The sequence below is a fragment of the Mesorhizobium sp. M4A.F.Ca.ET.090.04.2.1 genome, assembly GCF_003999085.1.
Classification (GTDB): Bacteria; Pseudomonadota; Alphaproteobacteria; order Rhizobiales; family Rhizobiaceae; genus Mesorhizobium.
The window spans coordinates 1-4,089 of the sequence record NZ_RZOT01000544.1; the positions used below are offsets into that span (position 1 = coordinate 1).

Annotated in this window: 2 protein-coding genes and 1 pseudogene; all 3 read right to left on the reverse strand. The window is 62.8% G+C overall.

Annotation, left to right across the window (positions count from 1 at the left end; translation table 11 throughout):
- Positions 1–663 (reverse strand): biotin/lipoyl-binding protein (locus EN781_RS27700; RefSeq protein WP_127400522.1); only part of this gene is annotated, 663 nt, incomplete at its 3' end.
- Complete coding sequence (locus tag EN781_RS27705) at positions 650–3,301, reverse strand: type I secretion system permease/ATPase (protein ID WP_126055888.1); 2,652 nt, start codon at positions 3,299–3,301, stop codon at positions 650–652. The genes EN781_RS27700 and EN781_RS27705, both read right to left, overlap by 14 nt.
- A gap of 105 nt (positions 3,302–3,406) precedes the next feature.
- Positions 3,407–4,089: pseudogene (locus EN781_RS34570) on the reverse strand (hypothetical protein); the annotation flags it as partial.

Here is a 4,089-nt window from a genome sequence, read left to right on the forward strand (position 1 = left end):
GTCGACGAGGTTCTTTTGAATGTCGACCCGCTCCTGCAGCAGCGGTATCGTCGCCTCGAGCTTCGCGCCGCTCGCCAAAGTGGTCGATCGTTCCGCCTCTTTCTGGGTTTGCTCGCGATCGATCTCGGCGAGCTTGGTGTTCTGTTCGGCGAGCTGACTGACAAGAAACTGACGGTGCATCTCGATCTCCGCCGCGCTTGCCCCCTGCGGCGGTCGGAAGGCCGCAAGCGGATCCTCCGCGAGCGCCGCGCGCAGCCGTGCGACGTCGAGTTCGGCCGAAAGGAGATCGCTTTTCTGGCGCTCCTGGTCGGCGTCCGTCATGGTCGGGTCGAGCTCGATCAGGACGTCGCCAGCCTTCACGCTCTGACCATCGCGCACGTTGATGGCGCGCACGACGCCGGTGTCGAATGGCTGGATCAGCTTGGTGCGCCCGTCTGGCACGATCTTGCCCGTCGCCGTTGCGACGATATCGACGCTGCCCAGCGACGCCCACACCAGCGCGAAGCAGAAGACCGCGATGATACTCGCCCCGATTGCGCGCCCGATCGGCGACGGCGGCGATTCGGTGATTTCGAGCGCCGCCGGCAGGAACGCAACTTCGTGCTCGTGGCGACGAGGATTGACTCTCGGAAACTCGACGATGTTTTGGCTAGCGGACTTCATGAATGCCGGCCTGCAGATAGTGGAGGTTAGCGTAACGCCCGTTCGAGCGGATCAGGTCATCATGGGTACCGTCCTCGACGATGCGGCCATGCTCGATCGTGATGATCCGGTTCGCGTGACGCACAGTCGAGAGCCGATGCGCGATGACGAAGACGGTCCGGCCGGCAGAGATTCGTGTCATGTTCTGCTGAATGGCGCGTTCGCTTTCGTAGTCCAGCGCGCTGGTCGCCTCGTCGAGGATGAGGATGCGCGGATCGGTGATGAGTGCCCGCGCGATTGCGACGCGCTGGCGCTGTCCGCCAGAAAGACTGCTGCCGCGTTCGCCCACGATAGTGTCATAGCCCTCGGGCAGTTCCAGGATGAAATCGTGAGCGCCAGCGAGCGACGCCGCTGCAACGACGCGCTCCATAGGCATAGCCGGATCGGCGAGCGCGATGTTTTCGCGAATGGATCGGTTGAAGAGTACGTTCTCTTGCAGGACGACTCCGATCTGGCGGCGAAGCCAGGTCAGGTCGACCATCGCCAGATCGACGCCATCGACCAGCACGCGTCCGCTCTCCGGCACATAGAGCCGCTGTATCAGCTTGGCGATGGTGCTCTTGCCGGAGCCCGAGGAGCCCACGATGCCGATGACCTGACCGGGCTCGACGCTGAACGACACGTCGTGCAGCACCTCGGGGCCGTCGACTCGGTAGCGGAAAGTCGCATGCTCGAATGTCACCTGTCCGCGGATCGCCGGCAGAGTGGCGCGGCCAGGATTGAGGCTTGGCTCGGGAATGGTGTTGAGGATATCGCCGAGACGATCGATCGACAGGCGGGCCTGATGGAAATCCTGCCAAATCTGCGCGAGCCGCAGCACCGGCATGCTTACGCGGGATGCCAGCATATTGAATGCGACGAGTTCGCCGACGGTCAGGTCGCCACCGATCACGAGCTTGGCACCGAAGTACAGGGTTGCGGCGACGACCAGCTTGTTTATCAGCTGCACCGCCTGGCTCGCCGTATTGTTCAGGCTGAGCACGCGGAAGCTTGCGGTCACATAGGCGGCGAGCTGCTCCTCCCAACGTCGCTGCATCTGCGGCTCGACCGCCATGGCCTTCAGCGTTTCGACGCCCGTGACGGTCTCGACCAGGAAAGCTTGATTCTCCGAGCCGCGATCGAACTTCTCATCAAGGCGCCGGCGAAACAGCGGCGCAGCTCCCGCAGAAATACCGATGTAGAATGGGAACGACGCCAGAACGATCAGCGTCAACGAAGTCGTGTAGTAGAACATCACCGCGAGGAAAACGACGGTGAAGACGAGATCGATGACAAGCGTGAGCGCCGAGCTCGTCAGGAACTGGCGGATATTCTCGAGCTCGCGGACGCGTGCGACCGAATCCCCCACGCGGCGCGTCTGGAAATATGCGATTGGCAACGCCAGCAGGTGACGAAACAGCCGGGCGCCGAGCTCGACGTCGATGCGGTTCGTCGTATGCGCGAACAGATAGACGCGCAGCGTGCCAAGGACGGTTTCGAAAACCGTCAGCGCGACGAGACCGGTGACCAGAACATCAAGCGTGCTCATGCTTCGATGCACGAGCACCTTGTCGATGATCACCTGGAAGAATAGCGGTGAGAGAAGGGCAAAAACCTGAAGGAAGAATGACGCGACCAGCACTTCGCTGAGAAGATGGCGATACTTGTGGACCGCGCCGAGAAACCAGCTGATATCGAACCGTCGAGAGAGATCCGTCAGGGGCGCGCGCCGGGTCATCAGGATGATGTCGCCGTCCCAGATGGCCTCAAGGTCGGCCTGGGTCATTGTAATGGGTTGCGGCGACGACGGGCGCTGAACGAGGAGCTTGTCGTCGACGACTTTGCCGAGGATCAGGAATCCACCGTCCCGAAGCACGGCGATTCCCGGCAACGGAGTAACCGCAAGCCGATTCCACTTCGTCCTCTGTGCCTGGGCTTTGAGTCCGAAATCCTTTGCACAGCGAAGGACTTCGGTAACACCCACGCGCGCCGCGCCCATCCGATGCCGGATCTGGTCCGGGTCGGCCGCGATGCCATGGCAACGCAGCAATATCGCCAAGGCAATGAGCCCTGAGTCATCGTCGCTCTCAGATGCGGTGCTCGTCGCCTCGGCGGCCGTATCGCGTCGATCGGCGAAACGCGGGCGCATCACGGTATCGCGGGCGCGCCGCAGCAGATCACGACCGCGCATACCCATGCCAGCAAGGGTATGAAGCGCCCGCTGCGCGACGTTCTGTGATCCGGCCAGGATCAAACGGCCATCCCAGATTGCTTCCAATTCCGCGCGCGTAATCCGCTTCGGCCCCGACGAGTGTGGATGCAGCACAACCGCGCCGTTGTCGTCGGCCTTTGCGAGAAGCAGAAATCCGCCATCGTGCAACGAAGCGATGCCGGGCAGCCGAACGCTCGAAAGACGGTTCCAATGTGCCTTGCGCGCGCCGACCTTAAGCCCGAGCTCGCGGGCGCAGCGAAGCATCGCGCGGATGCCGATTGCACCGCCGTCGCCATAGCGATCGCGGATCTGGTCGGGCTTGGCGTCCACGCCATGAAAGCGCAGGAACAGGGCCAGGGCTCGAAGTCCATGGTCTGCTGCGTAGGCATTCTCGTTTTGTATCGCCATTTTGGCTAACCCTTGCGGAAATACGTCCGCGTTCGATCTCCCCCTGGCATTCACAACCTTGACGGTGCTGCACCCAGGGGCGGAAGCCCCTGGGTGCGGAGGCGATCAATGGTGCGGTCTGGTCATGTACGTGTCGTGATCCCAGCTGGCTCCATTCGACAAGACAGCCACGATCTGACCGGAATCGACCCGGCCGGATTTGCCGGCCAGATACTGGTTCAGCAGCGCAAAACTCTGGCTTGCCAGGGACGCCCTGGCCGTGCCGGTCGCAGTCGGATGATCCGCCGCGGCAAGGCTATGCGGCGCCCAGGTCCTAGCGCCGCCGGCGACCAGGTCCCTTTGCTCGTGCAGCAGCGCAGGGCCCCGGGTTGCCAAGGACTCTAGCGACGTTGTGGCGGTCGCGGGCCGAGGATCCACTACGGTGATGCTCTGCGGCGAGGCTGTCGTGACGGCGCCGGTGACCGGGTCCTTGGCCGTTGCCGTCAGCGTGAGCGTCGCCACCGGATGAGCCGCGCCCTTGTAGTTCGATTGCAGCGTCAATCCGCTGTCGACCTGCGCCGCCGTCAAGGTGATGTTCTTGCCACTAAACGTCTTACCATCGAGCTTGTCGGTGATCGTCTCGTATCTCGGCAAGCCCGTCACATTCACGGTCACGACATCGTTGGGGTCGGTCGTTGTCACCTTGACTCCGAGGTCAACCGTACCACCCAGCCCGTTCACCTTGAGTGTCGGATCCGCGATGGTGAGGACCGGCGCGATCGATGACGGGGTGGTGGTGGTCGTTGGGG